We start from the raw sequence: 22,555 nt of genomic DNA on the forward strand, positions 1-22,555 counted from the left end.
AGGCTACTTCAGTGTACACCAATTGTCGTGAGTATTACCTACAAGTCTAGGAAAATATCATCCTAGCAATTGCTCCTCGCCGTTCTACGGCGAGGATTCTTCTAAACATCCGAGTGCCTTCGGGACTGACCGTCGGGAAACAAATCTGAGTTAAATCTGCAACAGGGTTCCGAGCGTACAAACCTAAAATACATAAAATGTAATACTTACTGGTATTTTACAGAAAAATCATGCACAGACGAGTTTTCCAGATTGCTATTGTACTTTGCCTCCAAGTCGTCCTAGTTCTAGGTGGGTGGGCGCAGCCTGCGGCGGCGCTGACTCCTGAACAGCAGCTATTGAGCGAAGCTTGGCGAATTGTCAATCGCTCTTATGTGGACGACAGCTTCAACTCTCAAAACTGGTGGTCGATTCGCCAAAAAGCTGTCAAGCAACCGCTTAACGACAGACAGCAGACTTACACGGCGATTCAGGGGATGCTGGCCAATCTCGACGACCCCTTCACTCGACTGCTGAAACCCGAACAGTACCGCAGTTTGCAGGTCAACACTTCGGGAGAATTGACGGGTGTGGGGCTGCAAATTGCGATCGACCCCCAGACAAATACCCTGACAGTGGTGGCTCCTTTGGCCGGCTCACCGGCGGATAAAGCTGGCATCCAACCCCTCGATCGCATTCTGAAAATTGACGGCACTCCTACCTCAGAATTGAGCCTAGACGAAGCAGCAACTCGAATGCGTGGCCGCATCGGCACTCCCGTTACCTTGACCTTGGGGCGCGAGGGGAGGGACGCTGCTGAGGACATTGAGCTAGTGCGCGATCGCATTGCTCTGAATCCGGTTTACGCCGAATTGCAGTCGGCGTCGGAGAATTTGCCGGTGGGCTACATTCGCTTGAGTCAATTCAGCGCTAACGCCACTGAAGAAGTCGCTCACGCGATCGACCGCTTGGAAAAACAAGGAGCCGCCGCCTACATTCTCGACCTGCGGAACAACCCGGGCGGACTGTTGCAAGCAGGGATTGAAATTGCCCGCTTGTGGCTCGATTCCGGGACGATCGTCTACACGGTCAACAGACAAGGCATTCTCGGCAGTTTTGAAGCCTCTGGACAAGCCCTAACTAACGATCCGCTGATTGTTTTGGTGAACAAGGGAACTGCCAGTGCTAGCGAAATTTTGGCGGGTGCGCTGCAAGATAACGGCAGAGCTCAACTGGTAGGAGAAAAGACTTTTGGCAAAGGACTGATTCAGTCCCTGTTTGATTTGTCTGACGGTTCCGGGTTAGCCGTGACTGTTGCTAAGTACGAGACACCGAACCATAAAGATATTAACAAGCTGGGGATTGCGCCCGATCGCGTAGTGCCTTTGGAACCCATCGCGCGCGATCAAATCGGCACCGCAGCAGACTTGCAATATCAAGCTGCACTGCAACTACTGAAAGAAAAAACCGTGCTGGCAAAGTCAGTATAAGCCTGAGTTTAAAGTTTTGAGATTGCAATAGGTGACAATACGCAGGTCTGTCTGTCTCTGCGTTTGCTTCGCCACGACAGACAAGAATCATCCTAAAAACTGCTTCGTGAAACTTATCTAAACTTGTCTAAACTCATTTTTAGACACAATTCGAGTTCACTTCCTACGCTGTTGGGTAGACGGCTAATCCCAAGATAAGTAGGCTATTCCCCTCAAGCCGAGGGTTCCCAATTTAAAATATTCAAACTTGCGTTAAAATCCCGATCCAAAGATATGCCACAAGTAGGACAGTCAAAAGTCCGAACGCTTAGTGGCATATCTTTTTTTGTGCCACAATTTGAGCATGTTTTCGTACTAGGGAACCACGGGTCTACTAGCACTAAACTAGCTCCATACATTTGGCATTTGTAGTCGAGCTGACGTTTGAATTCGTAAAATCCCAGGTCAGATATTGCTCCAGCTAACTTATGATTCGCCATCATTCCTTGAACATTCAAGTTCTCAATCTTAATTAGCTTGAAAGTTTTAGCTAGGTAAGTTGTTAACTTGTGAAGGAAGTCTAAGCGAATACGAGCGACTCGTGCATGGATCTGACTAATTTTGTTGTAGGTTTTGCGCTGATTTCGAGAGCCTTTTACCTGTTTAGATGCTTGGCGCTGTAAAGTAGCAAGCTTGGTTTTCGCTTGCTTTAGTGGCTTTGGTGCATCAAAACTCTGTTGGGTTGATAGCGTGGCCGCATACTTGATGCCGACATCAATTCCCACAGAACCTTCAGACTGCCCACCGGGCAGGCGCTCTGCATCAACACAAAAGGAAACAAACCAGCGATTCCCTTCTTTTGAAACCGTAAAAGTTTGAGAAATAAAACCACATTCTAACGGCTCAAAAAGTCGAAAAGTTCCCAACGTAGGAATCTTGATAGTGCTACCAGCGACTAACAAAACTTTACCGTTAGATGAATCAACCGTAAAAGATTGACCGTCTCGGCGGCTGGCGAACTTCGGATGACCTGCTTTCCCCGAACGATATCGACTAAAAGCATCTTTTAAGTCAATCAAAGCGTTTTGATAAACTCGGCTAGACAACTGGTTCATCCAAGCAAATTCAGACGTTTTCTTGACGTGATTGGTGAGAACCTTCTTGACTTCGTTGAGTACCTTCGAGTCGGTAAATTTCCCCTCACTGTACATTTGAGTTCGCAGGCTCAACCCAAAATTGAAAACTACGCGCCGGAATCCTGCGTGTTTTGCCATCAACGTCGCTTCCTTGTTATTTAATTTTAGCGCCCGCTTGACAGCAAACATGAAACTTCCTCTCGGTGATTAACTGTGAATAAGTTTAGCAAAGTATTTGGCACTTAAGTTTTGCTCTTTTATTCAAAACTGATATCACGTCCGACAGATTCATCTGTCATTGTTCGCTGTGCGAACCAATGACATAAAAGAATGATGCACATCGGACGTGATATCCAAACCCAAAACAGCCCTTCCCTTAAGGTTGGGGGGTTGATTCCTCGGCGTCGGGCACCTCGGCTTCTTGCAAAATCACCGGACGCTGCTGCGGGTCAGCTTGGTTGCTTTGCTCTTGCATCACAGTTTTAGCAAGACTAGGGTCAAAGTAGCGGTTAAAGTCCGATCGCGACTGATTTACTCGCCCTTGGGTAAGATTGACTTCAGCTTGGATTTCGTGCAATTTTTCTTGCACCGCCCGGTAGTGAGGCCAAAGCTGAAGCAAAGCAGAAGTGGCACAGACTGAAAGTACCATGTTGACTGCCAACTTGACCCCTGTTTCGGCCGCGAGGGTTTGGTGAGGGTAGGAACGCTGGCGGCTGCTGTTGCGACGAGGAGTAACCCGAGGGGAGTTTTTTACAGGACGCAGTGGGGTAACGGTGGGTTGAATCGCTTGCATAATTTTTTTTCAAATACCTGAGACTGACGTTTTAGAGTTCAACAGAGCAAATTCTGAGCTTAACGCACACTCGCCGCTGTTTGTCAGGGTGCTGACAGCCAAAATTGTTGAGACAAAGGTGACGCCTTAAGACGGAATTTTCCCATAAAAATGCCTGCCCTTGCAGTCTCGTCTTGCGGAACACAAACAATCTACTGCACTGGGGCAGCAATTGTCTGTATCTGTAATGCGAGAGATTTAACTGGTCAGGCAGGCGTTTTGCAGTTCGCAACTGGTGTCTGGAAACTATTTGTACAGTTCAGTTGACAACCGGAAAGCCAAGATTCCGGGAATCAAAGCAATTACGAGCGCTACGTAGACTTGGGTATCTGTTAAAGACATATTCGCAAAACTCCTTTTCGCGGGGACGAGCTTTCACTAATTTGAGACAAATTGGCGCTTTTGGGAATCATTTGTTACAACTTGCAACACAAATGCTGCCTCCGGGGAGGAGTGGGGCAGTAGCGCAGTGGCGCAGTGGCGCTGTTTTTGAGTGTCGGAGGGGGAGAATTTTTCCTTGTTTCCTGGGACTGCTTCCTTCCGACGTTGTTGGGACGATCGCCTCGCACAGAACTACCGCGTTAGGTTAAGATTTAACTAATGCGAATGGGAAGTCTTGCGCTCTACCGAAGGTGAGCGTCGGGATGAAAACGCAGCCCGAAAATAAATTGAGCGAGAGCGAATCAATATCCTTTTTGTGCGCTATGATAATTTTATCGGTATTCTGCAACCTTGATAAATGTATAAAGCTTACAAGTACAGAATTTATCCCACAGATGAGCAAGATGTCTTGCTTGCAAAGTCTTTTGGCTGTGCGAGATGGTTCTGGAACTATGCTTTGAATCTATGTCAAGAAACTTACAAGAATACTGGCAAAGGACTATCTAGGGCATACATACAAGGCTTGCTCCCTGCACTCAAAAAAGAATACGAATGGTTAAAAGAACCTTATTCTCAATGCTTGCAGGTGGTTGCATTGAATTTATCTACTGCCTACAAAAACTTCTTTGACAAGATGGCGATGCTGCCCAAGTTCAAAGCCAAGCATGGCAGGCAGTCGATCAGCTACCCTCAAAATGTCAAATTCGACGGTGACTATATCAACCTACCTAAGATTGGTTTAGTTTTCTGTCGGCGACATCGTGATTTTGAGGGCGATATCAAGACCGTTACCGTATCTCGCAACCCGGACGGTAAACATTTTGTTTCTGTTTTGATTGACGATGGGAAAGAACAGCCTGAGTTAGTCCCAGCAGATAAAGCTATTGGCATTGACGTAGGGTTAACTCATTTTGCGATTACCAGTGATGGTTCTAAGTTCGGCAATCCCAAGTATTTCGTCAAACGTCAACGAAACTTAAAACGTAAACAACAAAAGCTCGATCGCAAAAAGAAAGGCAGTCAAAACAGGAAAAAGGCAAGACGGGCGGTGGCAAAAGTTCACTCCAAGATTGCCCGATGCCGGGAAGATTTTCTACAAAAGCTATCCCGCAAGATAGTTAACGAAAACCAAGTTATTGCAGTAGAAAATCTCAATATCAAAGGCATGGTCAAGAATCATAATTTAGCCAAAGCCATTAGTGATGTTGGCTGGGGTATGTTCTGCACAATGCTTAAGTACAAGGCCCAAAGTGAAGGTAAACAATACATTGAGATTGATCGATGGTTTCCTAGCTCAAAAACTTGTCATGCCTGCCTAAATCAAGTTGAGCATCTCACTCTTGATGTTAGGGCATGGACTTGTAAACATTGTGGTACTCATCATGACCGTGATGTAAATGCAGCCCTCAACATTAGAAATGAAGCCTTGCGGATTTTGGCGTTAGGAACTAGCGCTTCTGCCTGTGGAGGGGATGTAAGTCGATCTGGCAAAACTTCGGTTTTGTTGGACGCGCCGCCCCGTTGAATCAGGAAGCCAGCGCTGTACCAATGAAGTGGTCAGCGTCTGGTAGTTCACGTGAAGGTGACACTAATGTTAGACAGAGCGGGTAATTTGCGCTGCGCTCGACCCTTGCCAATTTTAGGTGCACAAAATAGTTAATGCTAGATCAATTTCTCGACGCTTCACCCAATTTTGGAGTTGACGGCTTTTTATTATTGTTGGTTTTGGTGGCTTTGGAGGCTGTACTTTCGGCTGACAACGCGATCGCCCTGGCGTCTATTTCTAAAGGTTTGGAAGATGCCAAGGATCAGCAAAGAGCTCTCAACTTGGGTTTGATAATTGCTTTTGTACTGCGGATCGCCCTAATTTTAACGGCTACTTGGGTGATCCAATACTGGCAGTTTGAGCTGCTTGGTGCTCTCTACCTGCTGTGGCTTGTTTTCCAACATTTTACTTCAGATACAGACTCTGAAGGAGAACATCACGGGCCCAGATTTGCGACTGTGTGGCAAGCAATTCCCATGATTGCTTTTACGGATTTAGCGTTTTCATTGGATAGCGTTACTACTGCGATCGCTGTGTCTGACAACACTTTTATCGTCGTAACAGGCGCTACTATTGGAATTATTGCCCTGCGATTCATGGCCGGATTGTTCATCCGCTGGCTGGATGAGTTCGTTCACCTAGAAAGTGCTGGTTACATCACAGTTGGGTTCGTGGGAATGCGGTTGTTGGTGAAAGTAATTAATCCCGATTTAGTTCCTCCGCAATGGCTGCTAGTTTCCAGTATCGTCTTGATGTTTGTCTGGGGATTTTCTAAGCGTACTCCTGAGTCAGTCGAGATTGCAAAATCTCTAGAAATGGCTCTCACTCAGCCGGATTCAGAAGTTGCACTGCCGGAATCGCAAGGACAAAAGTCCGAAAATTAACATACTTTCATTTGAATAAAATTAGCTTAAATCTGTCAAGCCCACAAGATTGAAGGCTGGTCAAAACGTGCAAAAGCCTTTCATCCCCAGACTAAAGTCACCGGGATGAAAGGCTTTTATGTTGTAATATTGTTTCCGATACTTTTTTGCTAACATTTGCTAACAAATACATAAGTTGAGATCCTATCTCAACCAAGGCGTATCAACCGATGCCCGTAGAAATTTCTACAAGCACTTATATTCTTGCCTTCAGCTTGGTTATCGCTTACAGCCCCACGCCAATCTGATTATTTGCTTTGATAATGTAGAGGCAACTTATTTATATAGCGGTTGCGTACTACCAAGGTTTTTCACCTACATCTGAGTGGCTAAATTCATTCTATATGACATGAAGACCAGAAGGCAAATGTAAGTGATTGTTAGCAAATGTCAGAAAAAGTCTTACTGTTAATCAACCTTCAGTAGCCGATCGAACTTATGGAACTAAACTTGGCCCTATGGGAAGGCAGTTACCAAAATCAGACTCAGCAATGGTTACGGTGGTGGGATAGCGAGGGGAATTTGTTGCTGACGGGGTTGGTGGTATATTGGCGATCGATCCAGATCTGATTTTAGCCTTGGTGGTTGCTGTATTTTTTGAGGCTTTAGGGAAATAAGGCGGGCGAGGGGAAGGAGTTGCAGGCGATCGCATTCACCTGTCGGGAAAAAATGTAACCTTCCTGTTGAGTGGCTGCAAATAACCTTTTCTACATAGGGCAACGGTTTGAGATTCTTTTTGCGAGATGTCTATTAGCAATTAGTCCTTAGCTATGACCTAGGCTTACCGACAAAGAAAGCTAAGGGAGAATTATCACCACAAGATAACCGAACTTTAGAACCAATGGGAAAAACATTTCCTGTGGTTGTGAGGGCATATAACTTTTCGCCCGAAGGTGTTTTTAAACAATAACGATTTTCTCTACCTAAAAATTGGCGATCGCAAACCACAACAGCCGAATCTTCATCTAAGTATAAACTCAAGTCTTCCGGCCGGATCATCAATTCTCCTTCAGTAGAAACATCACAAGGAACTTGTGAAGATGAATATCCTTTAACAGCAAAACAACCTACTTCTGTTTCCCAAAAATCCTGCTTCAGCGATGCAGACACAAAATTAGCTTGCGTCACAAACTCAGCCACAAATCTAGATGCTGGTTCTTGATAAACTTCCTCTGGAGTGCCAAACTGTTCTAATTGGCCTTGACGCATCACCGCTACCCAATCTGAAATCGAAAGTGCTTCTTCGCGATCGTGGGTGACAAATACACCAGAGGTTCCCGTTGCTTTGAGAATCTCGCGGACTTCCTGACGCAATCTTAACCGTACCTGTACATCTAAATTACTCAATGGTTCATCTAGTAAAATAATCGCAGGTCTAGGGGCTAAAGCACGGGCTAGGGCTACTCGCTGTTGCTGACCCCCGGATAATTCATGGGGATAACGGTTTTCTAATCCTTCTAATCCCACCAATGCTAATGCTTCGGTGACACCTTTCTGAATATTATGCTTTGACTCTTTTCCTTGATGCGTTAAGCCAAAAGCTACATTTTTCGCGACTGTCAAATGGGGGAAGAGTGCATAGTCTTGAAACACCATACCAATGTCTCGCTGTTCCGGCGGCACTGACATATTAACACTGGCTACAGTTTTTCCTGCTAGGGCGATCGTCCCTGCTTGTAGCTGTTCAAAACCCGCAATTAACCGCAGCAACGTTGTTTTCCCACAACCCGATGGCCCCAACAACCCCAGTATATCTCCTTGATGTAATGTCAGGGTGACAGATGCCACCGCAGGTGATGCTGCTTGGGCATACTGTTTTGTTACACCATCCAACTGCAGAATTATAGGTGGAGCCATTATTGCCATAAATAATCAACAACTTACTATTCTACAATAAACCTGTTTAGTGATATAAATTGTCAGAAAGACTTGACAAATGTTTACACCTACTGATAAACTAGCAAGCTAGACAATTTACTAGCGATGAAAAATTCCCAAAAATCACTACAGCAAACAGGAATCAGGACAATCCAATGGCTATCGACCTTACGCGGTTTATCCGCTAGTGGGTGGACACTTGCGGTTATCGCTTTAGCATTGCCGATCGCCATACCAGTTTTCAGTGTCTTATCCAGTATCTTTGTGGAAGCTAAAGATACATGGCAACATCTAACCGATACAGTTTTAACTCGTTATATCATCAACTCTTTTTGGTTAATGATCGGTGTAGGCTTTGGTGTTGTCGTGATTGGCGTAGGATGTGCGTGGCTAGTAACAATGTGTCGCTTTCGGGCCAGTCGCGTATTTGAATGGGCATTACTGTTACCCTTAGCGGCCCCAGCTTATGTGCTAGCTTATACTTATACAGACTTTTTAGAATTTTCAGGCCCAGTTCAAAGTGCTTTGCGTTATATTTTTGGCTGGAGTTATGGAGACTATTGGTTTCCTAACGTGCGATCGCTCCCTGGAGCAATCTTAATGCTAATCTTAGTTTTATATCCCTACGTCTACCTATTAACAAGAGTTGCCTTTTTGGAGCAATCAACTTGTACCCTAGAAGCTAGTAGAATACTCGGCTGTAGTCCTTGGCGGAGTTTTATTACAGTTGCCTTACCAATGGCAAGACCAGCAATTGTTGCAGGTTTAGCACTGGCTTTGATGGAAACTCTCAACGATTATGGAACTGTTCAGTATTTTGGAGTTGATACATTCACCACAGGTATTTATCGGACTTGGTTTGGCATGGGAGAACGAATTGCTGCCAATCAATTAGCTGCCCTGCTATTATTATTTGTTCTGGGTTTAATTTTACTAGAACGCTGGTCGCGCAGTCGGACTAAATATTATCAAGCTAGCAGCCGCTATCGCCAACTACCAACTTATCAACTTAAAGGAATTAGGGAGATTTTAGCGGTAATTGCTTGTTTCCTGCCACTATTTTTTGGTTGTTTATTGCCAGCAGGTCTTTTATTCAAGTTGACCTTAGCGAATTGGCAAGTAACCTTAGATGAACGCTTTTGGATCTTTGCCCGTCATAGTTTAATTTTGGCAACACTGACAGCAATGTTAGCCGTAGTTATTGCCTTGATTATGGCTTATGGCTTACGGTTATATCCTAATTTAGGAGTGCAGTTAGGAACTAGAGTTGCGGCAATGGGCTATGCTGTACCTGGTTCTGTGATTGCAGTGGGGATTATGGTTCCCATTGGAAAATTTGACAATCTATTTGATAGTTGGATGCGTGAAAACTGGGGAATTTCTACAGGCTTGTTGTTAAGTGGTACGATCGCAGCTTTGGTATTTGCTTATATAGTTCGGTTCCTAGCTGTTTCTTTAAATGCGGTAGAGTCAAGTTTGAGCAAAATTAAGCCTAATTTAGATGATGCTGCGCGAAGTTTGGGTTACAGCCCGATGCAAACTTTAGTTACAGTTCATACACCAATGATGACGGGAGGTTTACTAACTGCCATGATGTTAGTATTCGTTGATGTAATGAAAGAGTTACCTGCTACTATAATTATTAGACCTTTTAACTTTGATACCTTGGCTGTGCGAACTTATCAACTTGCCTCAGATGAGCGATTGGCTGAAGCTTCTGGCCCAGCATTGGCAATTGTTTTAGTGGGGATGTTACCCGTTATTTTATTAAGTTGGAAAATTGCGCGATCGCGCAAGTCTTCAACACTATAACCGCCAAATCTCTTCCCTGCTTGCACAGGTGATTGATTCTTTTAAAGCTATAGTCCGACAGGGGTTGAAACCCCTGTCTCATAGCGAAAGTCGTCTGAAGACGACTATAAAGCTAGGATTTCAGTCGGTTTCAACCGACTTTAGCTATTAGACAGGGAATTTATTCCCTGGCGGGTTTCAGGAGAATGTATCAACCGTTCTTCCCTCTTCCTTTTTCCTTTACAAATCAAGATGATTAATAAAAACTTAGCAATGTTTAACCGCACTACTGGCACAATCTCCTTCTTACTGCTTACTATTTTTGTCACCTTTGGATGCCAAAAACAGGTGGCAAGCCCCCTCGAAACCTTACAAAAAACTAAGCAATGTCCAGGATGTGACCTGACTGATATCAAGTTAAGTGACATGGATTTAACAAGCGCTAATCTCAACGGTGCTAAGTTGGAAGGTGCTATGCTAGAAAATGTCAAACTTAATGAAGCCTTACTCGATAGCGTCAATCTCAAAGGTGCAAATTTAAAAGGTGCTTCTCTGGAAAAAGCAGGTTTATTTTCTGCTGATCTCACAAATGCTGATTTGAGTAATGCAAATCTCAAGGGGGCTTTTTTGCGAGGGGCAAAACTGAATAATGCCAATCTTAGTAATGCCGATTTAAGTGAAACTGACTTAAATAGTGCTGATTTGACTGGGGCAAACCTGAAAGGGGCCAACCTGAAAGGCGCTATCATGCCGGATGGTAAAATTAAAAATTAAAGTTTATGGGATTCGGCGGTTTCAACCGCCGAATCACAAAGAGTAGCTTCTTGTTCAAAAAGCCTCTATTTCCATCCTGCCCGATCGGCAACCTTTAAAGCTTCGGGGTTATTTTTCCCAAACACATCAGGGTTGAGAGGGTCAGATTTGAATGTACCAAAACTTGCCACTACAGGATCGATCGCCACACCTGAAATCACAGGGTATTCGTTATTACTCCTAGCAAAAATTTGTTGCGCTTCGCGACTGGCTAAGTGTTCCAAGAATTTGGTCGCGCCTGCTTTGTTACGGGAGGTTTTGACTACACCTCCACCACTAATATTGACGTGGGTACCGCGATCGCGCTGGTTCGGGAAAAATACACCTACTTTCGCCGCGATCGCTTTTTCTGCTGGATCTTTCGATTTCATTAAGCGAGCTACATAATAGGTATTAACAATGGCAATATCGCCTACCCCATCAGCAACAGCCTTGATTTGCGCCGTATCATTTCCCTCTGGAGGACGCGCAAAATTAGCCACCAATCCTCGTGCCCAAGCTTCTGTTTTTTGAGCTCCATGAACCGCTAACATAGCCCCAACCAGAGACTGATTATAGATATTAGTGGACGATCGCACTAAAACTTTGCCTTTCCACCGAGGTTCTGTCAGCGCCTCATAGGTTGACAATTGGGTCGGGTTCACCTTGCTTTTGTTATAAACAATCACCCGTGCCCGGCGCGATAGACCAAACCAGAAACCTTGAGGATCTCGCAAACTTGCTGGAATTGCCGATGTCAGGATTGTTGAAGAAACAGGTTGCAGAATACCTGCTTGTTTTGCCCGCCACAAACGCCCACCATCCACCGTGATAAAAACATCAGCAGGGCTATTTGCACCTTCACTTCTGATCCGTTCAATTAGTTGGTCAGCATCCGCCTCAACGAGGTTAACCTTGATCCCAGTTTTTTTGGTGAAGCTTTGGTACAACTCATTATCAGTATCGTAGTGACGGGCTGAATAAAGGTTGAGAGTCCCGGTTTGGGCTGCGACAGGGGCTTTTTTGCTTAGTTCCCCCAGGGCCACGACAGCCATTGCTGTACCGCTGGCAAGAAAAATACGCCGAGAAATGCTCATTGTTCTATAATGATAGATTTTTTCATCTGGTAATTGACACGATGGTCTCTCTACAGCCATCTATAGTCAGTGCTTTACTATATTAATGCAAGTAATTCTTATTTGATGATCGAGATCGTAACTATTTTAGGGCTGACGCACTGCTGGTCAATCGATTTTAGATTTTAGATTTTAGATTTTAGAGGCGACCCCACGGATAAATGCTCTTTCTTGAGGATTTTCGATTTTCGATTTTGGATTGATTCCACGGATAAATCACGTGGCGGGTACCACCTTTGAAATTCGTGGTCAGAAATCCGGTCTCGACTTCGCTCAACCGGCAATTTTTTTTACGCAAAGACTTTTTTATAAGCTGTCGGGCATCTTGCGTTGTATTTTTCGGGCGGGCGGGACGCCCAACCCCTACTCCCCACAACAATTTCATCTGAGATGTTGCACCATTCTCAATAAGCCTTTTATGAACAGGCTGGACGGCCTGTGAAGCGAGAAAACTCATTCTTTGTGGAACGGGCCCCAGAGCCCGTTCTTGACAATGGTGCAGCATCTGAGATCCTACGGATTATTTGTGTCTAATTAGCTCGTAAATTTCCACATAGTCTTTAGCTGGATAGTTCCACGAATTGTCACAATTCATGCCTTGAAGCATGAGTTTTTCAAATTCATCATGATAGTCATACCACAATCCGATCGCGCGATCGAGCGCCGACTCTAAAGCGTAGTAGTCGCTTTGGTAAAACACGTAACCGTTGCGTTCTTCCGGGAGGTGGCGGGTGTCGTAATCTCGATCGAACACAGTATTCACCAAACCGCCAACTCCCCGCACCACAGGAACAGTGCCGTACCTCAACCCGATCATCTGAGTCAGCCCGCAGGGTTCGTAATTACTGGGAACCACAATCATATCCCCACCGGCGTAAATTAAGTGCGACAGTTCCTCATTAAAACCTAGTTCTAAATGGCAGTCTGGATTATCATTTAAAAACTGTCTTTCGTGCTGGAAATGCGCGTTAATTCCGGCTTCCGTCGCGGAGCCCAAAAGCACGAATTGCGCTCCCTTACTCAGAGAGTAATAAATTGCATGGTGGACGAGATGAACGCCTTTTTGGTCGTCCAAACGACCGATAAAGGTAATAATAGGCTTGTCAGCATCGCGCAGTAACAGCCGATCGCGCAAAGCTTTTTTAGTTTTGGCTTTTCCTGCCAAATCCTCCTGATTGTAGTGGTGAGGAATATAGCGATCGCCATCGGGATTCCACACATCATAATCAATGCCGTTGAGCACCCCGCGAAACTTCTCTTGATATAAATGCAATGTGTGGCCCAAACCGTAGCCACACTCGCCCAGATGAGCTTCCCAAGCATGGTGCGGCGAAACTGTGGTGACAAAGTTCGAGTAAACAATCCCACCTTTCATAAAGTTGATAGCAAAAGGATTAAAGTTATCTCGGAGGCGATCGTAATCAAAATAATAATCCGGTCTGTGCAAACCCGTTGCTTCCAAAATATCGCTACCTCCCATGCCTTGATGTTTGAAATTGTGAATGGTATAGCAGACTCGCTGATATTCCATCCAATTGTATTTGTAAATTTCAAACAGCAAGACTGGCACCAAACCAGTTTGCCAATCATGACAGTGAATCACATCGGGACGTTTGTTGCTTCTGAGCAAAAATTCCAAAGCGGCTTTGCTGAAAAATGCAAACCGCATATTGTCGTCATTGCACCCGTAATAACAGCCGCGATTAAAAAAGTTATCTTGAGAGCGAGGTTCGATGAAAAAACACAACTGCCCGTGCACCCAGCCGCACAACACATCGCAGAGGATTTCGCCGCCGTACCAGGGCACAGCCAAATCCCGGTAGGCCTCGTGAAGTCCCCAAATGTGGTCGTACCTCATGCAGTCGTACTTCGGTAGAATAATCTCGACGCAGTGGCCGGAATTCTGTAACTCCCGACTCAAGCCGTAAACTACGTCGCCCAAACCCCCTGCTTTGATGACGGGGGCGCACTCTGAGGCAATTTGTACTATGTACATTTTTTTTTGTCGCTCCTGGATGAATCAAAAAGATATTTTCTTAACATGACAAAGTATATGGTTTCTCGCCAAATAAGCAAGTAGGCCATTGGGAATACAGGGCGATCGGGCTCCCAGAAGCCGAATTTGCGGCGGTTGCGATCGGCGATATCGTTTCGGCATTGCTGCAACTCGATCGCAAATTCCGCAAAACATAACTCATCTTCTCACATTTGTCAACTCAATCTTTTGAGTCAAATCGCCATTTGTCTCGTCTAGTTCCGAATAGCGATCGAATAACTCACTCAAAGCTTCTTCTCCAACAATTTCTCCATTACTGACAAACTTCTCTACCTCCACCGAACCATCACTCAAAAATTCAATTTCCCACCGTTCCCCAGGTACAGCTACAATTACCATCAGAGCTTCATCGCGATGATGCGCTAAACTGTAATCGATAGCCTGTTTTTGCAATTTTTGCAAAAATAATATTACTTGGTCAAATCCATTATTTTTCATCTATCAAATCTCCGATCGCTCAACAATTTGCGAACCATCTTAAAGCCGGGGAGATTTTCTTCAGCACCTCTTTCTATTTGCTCCCATATCATTTCGCTAAATTCTTCCCAACTTGGCGAATTTGCCGGAAGCTGTGCTTGTTTTCTACTACCTTTTTTACCTTTGAGAATCTCAGACACTTTCATGCCTGCAAATTTGTGTGCGATGTTTCTTCCTCCTTATCTTACATAAATCCCACTCATCATTCTCATACCGCTCGACAAAAATGCAACAACTTATCCCAAACCCATAGCATCATTTTCACATACTAATAATTTACCTTTCCCCTGATAATACCAAACATAACCCTCTCCACCGCCTTTGCCAAAATGACCTAATTTTCGATAATCTTCTTCAATCCCCTTGGTAAATCCTTTCACCAAATCGCAATCAGCTATCAAAGTTTCACCTTGTTTGAGTTCGACAACCTTAGCCGGTGAATTTGTAGCAGCTACAACTATAGCTTTTTGCTCGCGCAAAGCTGTAACAGCAATTCTCCACCTACCGTCATTAGAAGCAGCCACTTGTCGGACTTTCAGTTTTTTAGCACCGATAACTACATTGTCCGAACAAAACTGAAATACACCATCATCAAATTCCCACTGCTCCCCCTCCGACAGAACGATCGGCGTATAATGCAGGAAATTCCCTTTTTGTCTCGGTTCCAGTTTCACCGTACCAGTTCCTTGATATACGGGAGCGTTGTAGTCCATTTCCGTTGTCAACGATACCCACATATCTTTTAAACGGTTATCCGTTTTATAAACACCGGAAGTCAATTTCCCCATACACCAATGCAGCGCACCTTTTTGAATAATCACTCCCGAATTGTTCAAGTGAATTTCCGCTTGCTGAACCAAGGGAATATTTTTAGTGGGATGGTAAAACTTGTTAGTTTCTTTATTGATGTTATTTTGAACGTACCACAAATCCGTCGGTTCCAAAAGCTTGATTTCGTATTTCATAATTTACCTCGCCTATTTACGTGAAATGTGTTAAACATTTTACCCAAGATTAGGATCTGCCGCGCTCCCGGACTTATCTTGTGAAATTTATCTTTGGCAGACATCCTCTGCTACTGTTAAAGTATCTAGCTATCTTAGCAATAGCAGACAGCGCCCCTCCACAATTGTTGAGAAAAATTTATGCCTGCGATCGCACAATCTCCCAATTTACCCATTTTACAAGAAATCAACTCAGGATTACCCCATATTTGCGGCTCCGAAGCAGAAATTAATGCCGCAGCCAATAGCAACGAACCAATCTTTCTACCTACCACAAATCTGCGCCTGGAAAATATTCAAGCCGGATTCGCCTGCGCCCTGCATATGCACCAACCCACCATTCCTGCGGGTGCAAACGGCGAACTGATCTGCAATCTCCAGCATATGTTTGAACATCCCAACCAAGGAGACAACCACAACGCCGGAGTGTTTGCTTGGTGCTATTCTCGCATGGGAGAATTTATCCCCCAACTGATTGCCGAAGGCTGCAACCCGCGAATTATGCTCGACTATTCGGGCAACTTATTGTGGGGATTGCGCCAAATGGGACGCGACGATATCTTTGATAATCTCAAGCGGATTACCTGCGATCCTCAATATCAACCTCACGTAGAATGGCTGGGGACAATGTGGAGTCACGCCGTCATTCCCTCAACTCCCATTCCCGACATCAAACTCCAAATTCAAGCATGGCAACATCATTTTGCCGCTATCTTTGGCATTGATGCCCTGAAGCGCGTCAAAGGTTTTTCGCCCCCAGAAATGCACTTTCCCAATCACCCAGATACACTTTACGAATACATCAAAGCTTTGAAAGAATGCGGCTATCGCTGGCTGATGGTGCAAGAACATTCTGTAGAAAATCCAGACGGTTCGGGATTGTCACAAGACCAAAAATATATTCCTAACCGTTTGGTTTCCCGCAATTCTCACGGCGAAACAATCAGTATTACTGCTTTGATTAAAACCCAAGGTTCAGATACGAAATTGGTCGGTCAAATGCAGCCTTATTACGAAGCCAAAGGACGCAATAAACAGCAAATTGGCAATATCACAGTCCCTTCTTTAGTTACTCAAATTGCCGACGGCGAAAATGGCGGCGTGATGATGAATGAATTTCCCAGCGCTTTTGTCAAAGCTTGGCACGAAAACCGCGAACAAGGCGGGGGAAAATCCGGCGTTGTCGGTTTAAACGGCACTGAATATTTGGAGATAATTGAAGCGGCGGGTGTTAATCCTGATGATTATCCCATTTGTCAAGGGGTTAACCAGCACAAAATCTGGCATCTAGTCGATGCTGATAGTGCGACGCCGGAAAAAGTGGAAAGTGCGATCGCCCAACTCAAGCAAACAGACCATAATTTTCACATGGATGGTGCTTCTTGGACTAACGATTTAAGTTGGGTGAAAGGCTACGAAAATGTCTTGGAACCGATGAATCTACTCAGCGCTGCATTCCACAAAAAATACGATGCGCGGGTGCAGCAAGATGCCACCGTTACCAAGCAGTTTGAATACCAGCAAGCTTTGCTGTACAATTTGTTGCTGCAAACAAGCTGTTTTCGCTATTGGGGACAGGGAACTTGGACTGATTACGCGCGGGAACTTTACAACCGCGGCGCTGCTTTAATGAAGTAAGAAAAGTTCGCAGTTGCGGTGTGGCAAAAAACCCGCAACTGCGAACTTTACCAAATTTTACAAACAAATAATTCCAGTGCACCCGGATTTTATATCAACCCTATATTCGCTGATTGCCTCGCATCTTAGAGCAAACTCGATAAAAAACAGTATCTATTGTAACTTTTTAGCTACAGAAGTCAAGATTTTCTCTTAAATCTTACTTTAGGCATAACTAATATTACTAGGAAAAATTTGATTGACTTCTCTAGATGTCACTAAATTCAGTAAATTTTTGGATTGTGGAGAACTTTGATACTGTGATAATCTTGGGAAATAATCTCACCAAACTTCTTTTAAATCAGCGTAGGCGCTACTGCCATACTCTTAGGATAAAGCAATAAGCTGTCACGCATTTAAATTGCATATTCAGGGCGGGCGAGACGCCCACCCCACAAGACGCTTGATTATTTTTTGACATTCAATTTAAATGCACAACAGCTTAAGGAGGACAAGCATCATGACTATAGGAGAATCCAGTGACAACAATGCCGTTGAAGTAGATGGCATTCGGTTTGAAACAATCCTGTCAGACCGTCTGTGGACTGTCCCGATAAAAAGAACTAAGCTGTGTTGCATCTAGATTGCCTATGGTACTAGAGAGGGAGAGGGGGAGAAGGGGAGAGGGGGAGAGGATTTGACGATTTTTGATCGGGACTCGAAATATACAATTTAAATGCACAACAGCTTAAGCAAGACGATCATACATCTGTAGTGTTAGGTTTTTCCATCACTAACAATACTTCAACTCCCTATTATTTTAGTTTTTTCCAATTTCTTCCAGAAATTATAACATCAGATGGTCAAAATATTAATCCTGGTTATCAGGCAGATGGAGTAGGAGTACCTGACGAATCCGATCTTCACTTAACTATGCCGGGAAAGTCTGTAACTTTTTCTCAAACCGCTCAGTGTTATTGGGAGCGAAGATATCCAAAAATAAAAAGAAGGCCGGATAGAGATTTAAGACTTTTTATGCCTTTTACCAACCGTGAATATTGGAAATTTTATCTACCATCTACGGGGAATTATTCGATTAGATTCAAATACGAAGTAACTAATGCGGCAGTAAAAGGTTATGACGAATTAATAGATAAACAGTGCTTAAAAATGGTATGGGTGGGGCAAGTCTTTACCCCTTTCATAGACTTTTGCATAGTGCAACCAGTAACCACAAAGTGAAAATGAAACTAATTAAGGATTTACGCCTAATAATTAGCACTTCGTATAAACATAACTGATTGAGGATACATAATGGCCACCACACAAACGATCGTAATGTTTTTAGCAACACCCTTGTTAGTTGCATTCACGAGTCAAGAGGCTATGGGTTTCAGCCTGAGTTTTGCAGCAAAAGGAGCGCGAGATTTATACCTTCCAACTCAGTCTATCACTTATATGCAAGGGAATTTCGGTTTTTTTCTTTAATTATTTGATAATCCCGATGGCGATGAAGTATCTTTTGCGGTTTTTATTAGCTTTAGTAATGGCTGCGCTCCTGGTAGTAACCTATGGAAGTATACAAGCTGTTGGCAATGAAAATTCAAAAGTTGAAAAGGTAACAAACATGGCATCTAGAAAATCTAAGCGCAGCAATAACGTTAAACAAGATGGCCTCCAACTGAAAGTGGAATTGCCAGAAATTGTGGCACTATCTATCCCCGAAAACAAGCCCGGTGTCACTGCTGAATTCAGCTTTACTGTCAGCCTGACTAATAATACACCAGCCCCTATTCCCTTGGCTATAGATTATGATGCTTTAATTCCAGAAATATTCGGACCAGATGGTCAAGCACTGCACCGAAGAGAACCGATAAATAGGCAAGTTGGGAACGGAGAATATCATGGCTCGTTAGTTGGGGTCAGACAGCAGATATCCACCTCTATCAAGGGAAGACTGTCTTGGCAAAATAATTTACTTCAACTGATATTACATCGCCCCACCTACGATGAAAGCCCTATTGATCTCGATAAATCTTGGTCTTTTGATACTCTTGGGCCAGGGGAATATCAGGTTCGATTCACTTATGAAACTCCGACTGGGACAATAGTATACACGAATCCCTTCACTGTTTTTAATATTAAAGAACTACTAGAGGGAAAAGAAGTGCCGCTAGAGAGAATAGAAGTAGCTGGGACAGGTCAGTTGGTAACTCCCTTAGCTAATTTTCGCCTACTTCAACCTGTTGGGTTGAATAACAGTGCAGTGGAAGTAGATGGTATTCGTTTTGAAACTTTCATACCGGAGCCATTCTTAACTGTGCCAAATAAGAGTGACAATTCATACCAATCTGTGCAGATTGGTATGCGGATTACCAACAACACGCTAACCTCATTTTACTTCAGCTTTTATGGCAGTTTTGCCCCAAGTCTTGTCATACCAGATGGTCAAATATTGCGGGGAGGCTATATTAGCGACTGGATGAGAGGGCCTGAAGAATCTGATTTTCTGTTAGTCACACCTGGAAAAAGTGTGACACTTTTTCCAGATATCGACCTCTCCTGGAGGAAGTGCGACCAACTTTCGCTTGGTGTCTCTGACGGCAGTGGTGGTGCATGGTCTTTTAACGAACTCAAGCCAGGTATATATCACTTCCGCTTCCGGTATGAAAATATCAGTAATACCATACAGAAGAAAAACCTTGCAGGGCAGTCGATCACAAGTCGGCCAATAGAAAAAGTTTGGACTGGGCGGGTGGATACTCCCTTTGTTGAATTCCGTATAACCCAGCCTTGAATGGCGAATCACTATTTCTTTTTGTTTAATTTCCCAAACAGGTAAAAACAATGCAAGTCAGAGACTTTTTTTTCGTATTATCAACTAGCTTAATAGCCACGCTTTCCTGTCAATCTAGTAGTGCGTTTACTCTCACACAGAATCGTGGACTATTCAATTACATATCTGAGTCTGAGTTGCCCAATGGAAAAGGCTATACTTCTTTAAATGTACTAGATCCAGATGACCCTTTTAACTTAAGTAAGGCTAGCCCCTTCGTTAGCGAGATAAAACTAGGAGGTAGAAACAGATTCCTAGAAAACTTAAGAATAGTTTACGGAGAAGAAGGTTGGACTTTTAAGAAAGGACAGAATTTAAAAGGGAGTTTTAATGTCAAGCTTCAGTACCCATGCGGTATTAAGACTAATTGCGGTCAGGGTACTAAATTAACCCCAAGTGAGGGGGGAATTGGCTCTGCACTTAGTTTGATTTACCGTCCCGGTACAAGCAAAAGACAGCCTAATCCTGACCCTAAAAATAGCAAAAATTTACTTTATTGGATTCAGCGCGTTACTACTAACTACCCAGGAAGCGATAAAATTGGACCAGTCGGTGCTACGATAAGCTATATTGACAACATTCCTCTTCGGGGGCCGAATGAGGGGAGAAATAGTCTCGCTCCATACTATGGTTCAGGCGATCCTCTGAAGCCAAATGGTTTATTTGAAGATCGCCCCTTTCGCCCCTATGAAATCACAAATTTAAATCGAAATTATTTCTGGACTGCGGAACTTTACCTAGCTCAAGCGAATCCAAAGAATCAACAAGAAGTCACGATTTATAACGGAGTCAAATGGGGTTGGGTGTACGAGTATTTTCCTGATAAAAATCCCGTTCCCGTCCCAGCTCCCGTTCCAGTGCCTGCTCCAACTCCAGTTCCAGTTCCCCAGGAAATTTGCCCACCACCACCTGGTTTCTTTAATAACAGCGGTAGCGTGATTATCGCCAGCAGCAGCAGCGGTGGTGGCGGGATAGGTTGTGTCACACCATCGCCGTCACCATCACCAACACCAAAACCATCACCGGCTCCCATCCCCAGTCCGCGTCCAGCCCCCAGCCCTCGTCCAGCGCCGAGCCCGCCTCCAGCACCCAGCCCTCGCCCAGCCCCCAGCCCTCGCCCAGCACCGAGCCCGCGTCCAGCACCCAGCCCGCGTCCAGCACCAGCACCAACCCCACGCCCAGCACCCACCCCTCGTCCAGCGCCAGCACCGAGTCCGCGTCCAGCACCAGCACCCCGTCGGGGTGGGCGTCCGATTCGGGCGGTTCCCATTTCTGCGATATCAAACGCTAATGCCCAGAGCTTGCGAAAAAGCTCACTTTTTGAGAGCAGTAGCAAAGCTAACACTGACTACTTAACAGCAATCAGCAGCGACTTACTCGAAGACCCAGAACTATCATCAACAGACAATAGTTTGAACAATGTCAACGTAGCAGGCGTCAGTCGTGATTTGCTGGAAACTCCAGAACTATCATCAACAGACAGCAACGAAAATCAAGTAAGTTTAGCCGGCATCAGCAGCGACTTACTGGAAGACCCAGAATTATCTTCAACAGACAGCAACGAAAACCAAGTAAATTTAGCCGACATCAGCAGCGACCTACTTGAAGACCCAGAATTATCTTCAACAGACAACGATGAAAATAACGCAGATATAGGAGGCATCAGTGCCGACTTACTTGAAGACCCAGAACTATCTTCAGAGGATAACAAGGATAACGAAGTAGATTTAGCAGGCATCAGTGCCGACTTACTTGAAGACCCAGAACTATCGTATCTTGACGATCCTCTCACCGCAAAAACTCCAAAAGTCTCATCTAAAAACACCGAGGATGACGCTCTCCCCGCAGAAGCCGTTCCCGAACCAACTACCGGATTAGGAACGCTATTTGCTCTAGCTGTATTGCCTGTAATTAAAAGACTCAAAAACCGGAAAAACAAAGATTAATGAAAACCCTCTACACCATCCTGTTTGCCCTCAGCATCATCCTCATCAACCCCTGGGGAAGCAGCCGGGGCCTCATCTGGACTTCCCCCAAAGTATTAATTATTTGGCTAATAGTAGGAGTCAATCTCGCCCTCTTGTGGGAACAAAGAAAAGCCCTAACCATTCCCAGACAGTGGAAAATCTCGCTAATACTGTGGACAATATTTCTATCAATCGGAGCTATCTCCACTCTACAAAGTCCTTTTCCCTTAACCTCTTTCTTCGGTCAAGACCAAATGGGAGATGGCTGGCTGTACTGGCTGTTAATCGCTGCCTTCACCCTGAGCAACAGCTTGCTCTTAACCATACACCCGCAACTCATAAATTCCCAATTCCAAGGACTGCTAATTGGCGGCACGATCCTTTCTCTTAGTATCTTCCCCCAAATCATCGACTGGCGGATCGACTACACCGCCACAATGGGGCAAATTATCCGAGCAGATGTTAATGTCAGCAGCATATTTCAAGGGCAGCAACCCATAGGATTGTATTCCCACAGAGGCCACGCAGCCATAGTTTTAGCATTAATAATAATTACTGCTCTTGTCGGTTGGTTTTCGAGATTTATCACAACTAAATTAACTGCAATTACTTTAATTTTAACTGTTCCCGCGCTGCTGCTAACATCTACCCGAAGTGCTAAGCTGTTCAGCATCTAAAACGCATATTGCATAGTATAATATGATGATATTTATAAAAAGTCAATGCCTACTAAAA

The 22,555-nt window shown here is 44.4% G+C and carries 25 protein-coding genes and 1 pseudogene; 13 read left to right on the forward strand and 13 right to left on the reverse strand.

Annotation, left to right across the window (positions count from 1 at the left end; all coding sequences use genetic code 11):
• Positions 1–230: 230 nt before the first annotated feature.
• Complete coding sequence (ctpA, locus tag QUA00_RS31380; protein ID WP_333101772.1) at positions 231–1,469, forward strand: carboxyl-terminal processing protease CtpA; 1,239 nt, start codon at positions 231–233, stop codon at positions 1,467–1,469.
• Positions 1,470–1,681: 212 nt separating this feature from the next.
• Here ctpA and QUA00_RS31385 read toward each other — a convergent pair whose 3' ends face one another.
• The 3 genes from QUA00_RS31385 to psaM all read right to left on the reverse strand — a co-directional run bounded on the left by QUA00_RS31385 (position 1,682) and on the right by psaM (position 3,758).
• On the reverse strand, positions 1,682–2,773 hold the full coding sequence (locus tag QUA00_RS31385) for an RNA-guided endonuclease TnpB family protein (protein WP_333142630.1): 1,092 nt from the start codon (positions 2,771–2,773) through the stop codon (positions 1,682–1,684).
• Positions 2,774–2,960: 187 nt separating this feature from the next.
• Entirely contained in the window at positions 2,961–3,377 is a 417-nt protein-coding gene (locus QUA00_RS31390) for a slr1601 family putative cell division protein (protein WP_333142631.1), read from the reverse strand.
• Between the two features lie 285 nt (positions 3,378–3,662).
• Positions 3,663–3,758 (reverse strand): photosystem I reaction center subunit XII, encoded by a 96-nt coding sequence (gene psaM, locus QUA00_RS31395; RefSeq protein ID WP_015174804.1) that lies wholly within the window; start codon positions 3,756–3,758, stop codon positions 3,663–3,665.
• A 397-nt stretch (positions 3,759–4,155) separates the two neighbouring features.
• On the opposite strand from psaM, the gene tnpB reads away from it, so the two are divergent.
• From tnpB to QUA00_RS31410, 3 genes and pseudogenes are all read left to right on the forward strand, one after another.
• Positions 4,156–5,322 (forward strand): IS200/IS605 family element RNA-guided endonuclease TnpB, encoded by a 1,167-nt coding sequence (tnpB, locus tag QUA00_RS31400; protein WP_333142632.1) that lies wholly within the window; start codon positions 4,156–4,158, stop codon positions 5,320–5,322.
• 134 nt (positions 5,323–5,456) lie between these two features.
• On the forward strand, positions 5,457–6,227 hold the full coding sequence (locus QUA00_RS31405; RefSeq protein WP_333412281.1) for a TerC family protein: 771 nt from the start codon (positions 5,457–5,459) through the stop codon (positions 6,225–6,227).
• Positions 6,228–6,716: 489 nt separating this feature from the next.
• Positions 6,717–6,803, forward strand: a pseudogene (locus QUA00_RS31410) (Uma2 family endonuclease); the annotation flags it as partial.
• A gap of 231 nt (positions 6,804–7,034) precedes the next feature.
• Here the strand turns inward: QUA00_RS31410 and QUA00_RS31415 are convergent.
• On the reverse strand, positions 7,035–8,123 hold the full coding sequence (locus QUA00_RS31415; RefSeq protein ID WP_333412282.1) for an ABC transporter ATP-binding protein: 1,089 nt from the start codon (positions 8,121–8,123) through the stop codon (positions 7,035–7,037).
• Positions 8,124–8,249: 126 nt separating this feature from the next.
• Here QUA00_RS31415 and QUA00_RS31420 point away from each other — a divergent pair, with 126 nt between their 5' ends.
• Both QUA00_RS31420 and QUA00_RS31425 read left to right on the forward strand, forming a co-directional pair.
• Positions 8,250–9,956 carry an iron ABC transporter permease gene (locus QUA00_RS31420; protein ID WP_333412283.1) on the forward strand — a complete coding sequence of 569 codons (1,707 nt, stop codon included), beginning with the start codon at positions 8,250–8,252 and terminating at the stop codon, positions 9,954–9,956.
• Between the two features lie 231 nt (positions 9,957–10,187).
• Positions 10,188–10,709 (forward strand): pentapeptide repeat-containing protein, encoded by a 522-nt coding sequence (locus QUA00_RS31425; protein WP_333412284.1) that lies wholly within the window; start codon positions 10,188–10,190, stop codon positions 10,707–10,709.
• Between the two features lie 65 nt (positions 10,710–10,774).
• Here the strand turns inward: QUA00_RS31425 and QUA00_RS31430 are convergent, their stop codons facing one another.
• From QUA00_RS31430 to QUA00_RS31460, 7 genes are all read right to left on the reverse strand, one after another.
• The gene (locus QUA00_RS31430) at positions 10,775–11,824 is read right to left on the reverse strand and encodes a Fe(3+) ABC transporter substrate-binding protein (RefSeq protein ID WP_333412285.1); all 1,050 of its coding nucleotides are present in this window, start codon (positions 11,822–11,824) and stop codon (positions 10,775–10,777) included.
• 178 nt (positions 11,825–12,002) lie between these two features.
• Positions 12,003–12,320: a hypothetical protein gene (locus tag QUA00_RS31435; RefSeq protein ID WP_333308516.1), complete on the reverse strand. Its 318-nt coding sequence runs from the start codon at positions 12,318–12,320 to the stop codon at positions 12,003–12,005.
• A gap of 63 nt (positions 12,321–12,383) precedes the next feature.
• Positions 12,384–13,859: a glycogen synthase GlgA gene (gene glgA, locus QUA00_RS31440; protein ID WP_333412286.1), complete on the reverse strand. Its 1,476-nt coding sequence runs from the start codon at positions 13,857–13,859 to the stop codon at positions 12,384–12,386.
• Positions 13,860–13,883: 24 nt separating this feature from the next.
• Positions 13,884–14,054 (reverse strand): hypothetical protein, encoded by a 171-nt coding sequence (locus QUA00_RS31445; RefSeq protein ID WP_333412287.1) that lies wholly within the window; start codon positions 14,052–14,054, stop codon positions 13,884–13,886.
• 3 nt (positions 14,055–14,057) lie between these two features.
• Positions 14,058–14,357: a hypothetical protein gene (locus tag QUA00_RS31450; protein ID WP_333142639.1), complete on the reverse strand. Its 300-nt coding sequence runs from the start codon at positions 14,355–14,357 to the stop codon at positions 14,058–14,060.
• Entirely contained in the window at positions 14,354–14,542 is a 189-nt protein-coding gene (locus QUA00_RS31455; protein ID WP_333142640.1) for a hypothetical protein, read from the reverse strand. The genes QUA00_RS31450 and QUA00_RS31455 overlap by 4 nt, the downstream gene beginning before the upstream one ends.
• Before the next feature lie 90 nt (positions 14,543–14,632).
• Positions 14,633–15,361, reverse strand: a complete 729-nt coding sequence (locus QUA00_RS31460) for an AIM24 family protein (protein ID WP_333412288.1) — start codon at positions 15,359–15,361, stop codon at positions 14,633–14,635.
• A 180-nt stretch (positions 15,362–15,541) separates the two neighbouring features.
• Between QUA00_RS31460 and QUA00_RS31465 the strand changes: the two genes are divergently transcribed.
• From QUA00_RS31465 to QUA00_RS31485, 5 genes are all read left to right on the forward strand, one after another.
• Entirely contained in the window at positions 15,542–17,038 is a 1,497-nt protein-coding gene (locus tag QUA00_RS31465) for a glycosyl hydrolase family 57 (protein WP_333412289.1), read from the forward strand.
• A 499-nt stretch (positions 17,039–17,537) separates the two neighbouring features.
• Positions 17,538–17,660 carry a hypothetical protein gene (locus QUA00_RS31470; RefSeq protein ID WP_333412291.1) on the forward strand — a complete coding sequence of 41 codons (123 nt, stop codon included), beginning with the start codon at positions 17,538–17,540 and terminating at the stop codon, positions 17,658–17,660.
• A gap of 131 nt (positions 17,661–17,791) precedes the next feature.
• On the forward strand, positions 17,792–18,259 hold the full coding sequence (locus QUA00_RS31475) for a hypothetical protein (protein WP_333308522.1): 468 nt from the start codon (positions 17,792–17,794) through the stop codon (positions 18,257–18,259).
• 72 nt (positions 18,260–18,331) lie between these two features.
• A complete protein-coding gene (locus QUA00_RS31480) occupies positions 18,332–18,505 on the forward strand; it encodes a hypothetical protein (RefSeq protein WP_333412293.1) in 174 nt (57 codons plus the stop codon).
• A 16-nt stretch (positions 18,506–18,521) separates the two neighbouring features.
• Positions 18,522–19,814: a hypothetical protein gene (locus QUA00_RS31485; RefSeq protein ID WP_333412295.1), complete on the forward strand. Its 1,293-nt coding sequence runs from the start codon at positions 18,522–18,524 to the stop codon at positions 19,812–19,814.
• A gap of 817 nt (positions 19,815–20,631) precedes the next feature.
• Here QUA00_RS31485 and QUA00_RS31490 read toward each other — a convergent pair.
• Positions 20,632–20,838: a hypothetical protein gene (locus QUA00_RS31490; RefSeq protein WP_333308526.1), complete on the reverse strand. Its 207-nt coding sequence runs from the start codon at positions 20,836–20,838 to the stop codon at positions 20,632–20,634.
• Entirely contained in the window at positions 20,835–21,137 is a 303-nt protein-coding gene (locus QUA00_RS31495; RefSeq protein WP_333308528.1) for a hypothetical protein, read from the reverse strand. Before QUA00_RS31495 ends, QUA00_RS31490 begins: the two co-directional genes overlap by 4 nt.
• A 17-nt stretch (positions 21,138–21,154) precedes the next feature.
• On the opposite strand from QUA00_RS31495, the gene QUA00_RS31500 reads away from it, so the two are divergent.
• Both QUA00_RS31500 and QUA00_RS31505 read left to right on the forward strand, forming a co-directional pair.
• Entirely contained in the window at positions 21,155–21,799 is a 645-nt protein-coding gene (locus QUA00_RS31500; protein WP_333412297.1) for a hypothetical protein, read from the forward strand.
• Entirely contained in the window at positions 21,799–22,497 is a 699-nt protein-coding gene (locus tag QUA00_RS31505; protein ID WP_333412299.1) for a hypothetical protein, read from the forward strand. Before QUA00_RS31500 ends, QUA00_RS31505 begins: the two co-directional genes overlap by 1 nt.
• Positions 22,498–22,555 lie beyond the last annotated feature (58 nt).

The sequence above is a fragment of the Microcoleus sp. T2B6 genome, assembly GCF_036700475.1.
GTDB lineage: Bacteria > Cyanobacteriota > Cyanobacteriia > Cyanobacteriales > Microcoleaceae > Microcoleus.